The 2,518-nt window shown below is 74.9% G+C and carries 3 protein-coding genes; 2 read left to right on the top strand and 1 reads right to left on the bottom strand.

Annotated elements, in window-relative coordinates; translation table 11 throughout:
* On the top strand, positions 1 to 851 hold an 851-nt coding region (locus D8M29_RS10735; RefSeq protein WP_127445962.1), incomplete at its 5' end, for an isochorismate synthase MenF.
* A 256-nt stretch (positions 852 to 1,107) separates the two neighbouring features.
* Here the strand turns inward: D8M29_RS10735 and D8M29_RS10730 are convergent.
* Positions 1,108 to 1,380 (bottom strand): three-helix bundle dimerization domain-containing protein, encoded by a 273-nt coding sequence (locus D8M29_RS10730; RefSeq protein ID WP_227448856.1) that lies wholly within the window; start codon positions 1,378 to 1,380, stop codon positions 1,108 to 1,110.
* Positions 1,381 to 1,725: 345 nt separating this feature from the next.
* Here D8M29_RS10730 and D8M29_RS10725 point away from each other — a divergent pair.
* A partial coding sequence (locus D8M29_RS10725) for an oxygenase MpaB family protein (protein WP_148111588.1) occupies positions 1,726 to 2,518 on the top strand: 793 nt, incomplete at its 3' end.

The following is a 2,518-nucleotide window of genomic DNA, read 5'->3' as shown; positions in this document are numbered from 1 at the left end:
TGGCCGACGGCGCGGTGCCCCTGCCCGCCGACGTCGCCGACCGTGCCTGGGACGACGCCGGCTACGCGGCCGGGGTGCGCGAGCTGCTGACGCGGATGGCCGACTCGGGCGGGGAGCTGGCGAAGGTCGTGATCAGCCGCACGATGACCGTCCCCGCGGACGACGCCGACCTGTGGCGGGCGATCGGGGCCCTGCGCCGCGAGTACCCGCAGACCTGGGTGTTCGCCGTCGGCGGGCTGCTGGGCGCCACGCCCGAGGTCCTCGCCACGCGGCACGCGGGGCTCGTGGGCTCGCGGGTGCTGGCGGGGTCCATGCCGCGCGGCGCGGACGAGGAGGAGGACGCCGCGCTGCGGGAGCGTCTGGCCTGTGATCCGCGGCTGGCGGAGGAGCATCGCTGGGCGGCGCGGTCGGTGCTGGACGCGCTGGCGCCCGTCGTCGACCTCGCCGATGACGACCCCGCGCCCACCGTCCTGACCCTGCCGAACGTGCACCACCTGGCCACGTCCGTGCGCGGCCGGCTGCGGGATGGGCGGGGGACCGTGCTGGACGTGGTGGCCGCGCTGCATCCGACGGCGGCCGTCGGCGGGACCCCCACGCCGGACGCGGTGAGGGTGATCGCGGAGGTCGAGCCCGTGGACCGCGGCCGCTATGCGGGCCCGGTCGGGTGGCTCGACCAGGACGGCGACGGCGAGATCGCCCTGGCGCTGCGCTGTGGCCAGCAGGTGCCCGGCGGGGTGCGGCTGCAGGCCGGGGGCGGGATGGTCCCGGGAGCGGTGCCCGAGGAGGAGGTCACGGAGATCCGGGCCAAGTTCCTGCCGATGCGCCGAGCGCTGGGCGTCGCCGAGGACTGAGGCCTCCCGTGCCGGTCGCGCTTTCGTTCGGGAAATGGCGGCGTGTCGCGGTGCTTTCGTTCGGGAAACGGCGTCGCACGCCGGATTCGCGTGGGCGGCGATGGAACGGCGTCCAGGAGCGGAGGTGCCGGATGGCCGCATCAGCAAGGAGCGGTGACGCCGTTTCTCGAACGAAAGCGTCCGGGGAGGCGAGAAGACCCGCCGGCCACGGCCCCTCGCGGGGCGGGCCGACGGGTCTTCGCGTCGGTGTGGGGGATCAGGCGGCGACGGCCATCGCCTCGTGGGCCGGCGTCGCGGCCTGGAGGCGGCGGGTGGCCTCGCGCTCGGCGAGGGCCGGCAGGAAGGTGGTGATGCGGGCGCCGCGCTTGAGGTCGGCGACGACCTCGCGGACGACCGAGCGGACGGTCTCGGCGGTGACGGTGCCCTCGAAGCGGCGGAGGAGGGTCTCCTCGACGCGCTGGAGCACGTGGCGCTGCATGAGGGGGCTCGGGGCGGTGGGCAGGTGGTGGCTGGTCGTGTTGATGCTCACGGTGAGCACCTCCTTCGGTTGCCGGACCACGAGTCCGGCGGATCGTCGCGGCGGGGCCGCGGGTGATGAGTTCGGTGGAGTCCCGACCTCGCGTTCCGTAAACGCTAGGTGAACTGCTTGTGAACAAGTTTACAGATTTCCTCCCAGAGTGCAACTCCGTGTTCACCAACGTGACCTGTGACACCCTGTCGTGCATGCCTGCATGGCGCGAAATCGGCGCAATCATGCAGTTTTCGGGTCGAGGTGCCACGGGCGGCAGGCGGACGGCAAGGTGAACAAAAGGTGAACAGCACCGTTCATCTTCGCCCCCTGCCCCTCCGCCCGGCCCGGTGCGAGGCTAGGACCATGCGTCCCGCCCGCCACTCCGCCCCGACCTCCGCGGCCGCCCTCGCCCGCGAGACCGTGATCCTCGCCGGCGCCGGCGCGGCGATCCTGCTCCAGGTGGCGCACCGGCCGGTGGGGGCCGGCGTCGCCGTCCACTCCCGGTTCACCGAGGACCCGATGCGCCGGCTCCGCCACACGCTCGCCTACATCTACGCGGTCACCCTCCCCGAGGCCGCGCCGTTGCGCGACGCGGTCGTCGACCGGGTGCGGGCGGCGCACCGCCCGGTCCGCGGGCTCGACGCCGGAGGCCACCCCTACGACGCCGCCGACCCGGACGCCCAGCTCTGGGTGGCCGCCACCCTCTATGCGATGGGGGAGCAGGTGCGCCGCCGGATGTGGGGCGCCCTCGACGCCGAGGACGCCGACCGCCTCTACCGCGGGTACGCCCCGCTCGCCACGAGCCTCGAGGTCCCCGCCTCCGCCTGGCCGGTCGACCGCGCGGCGTTTGCGGACTACTGGGACGACCGGGTGGCCCGGCTCGAGGTCACGGACGACGCGCGGCGGGTCGCCGCCGACCTGTTCTCCGGCCAGGGCGTCCCCGCGCCGCTGCGGGCGGCTATGCCCCTGGCCCGGTTCGTCACCGCCGGTCTCCTCCCAGGCCGCGTGCGCGCCGGCCTCGGCTGGTCCTGGACCGGGCGGGACTCCGTCCGGGAGGCATGCCTCTGGGGGCTGGCGCGCACCCTGTACCGGCCGCTGCCGGCGACGGTGCGCGGCGTCGTCGTGGGCTGGGTCCTGCGGGGGCTGCCCCGGACGA

Source organism: Micrococcus sp. HSID17227 (assembly GCF_003989405.1).
Classification (GTDB): domain Bacteria; phylum Actinomycetota; class Actinomycetes; order Actinomycetales; family Micrococcaceae; genus Micrococcus; species Micrococcus luteus.
This window is presented reverse-complemented; position numbering and strand designations above follow the sequence as displayed.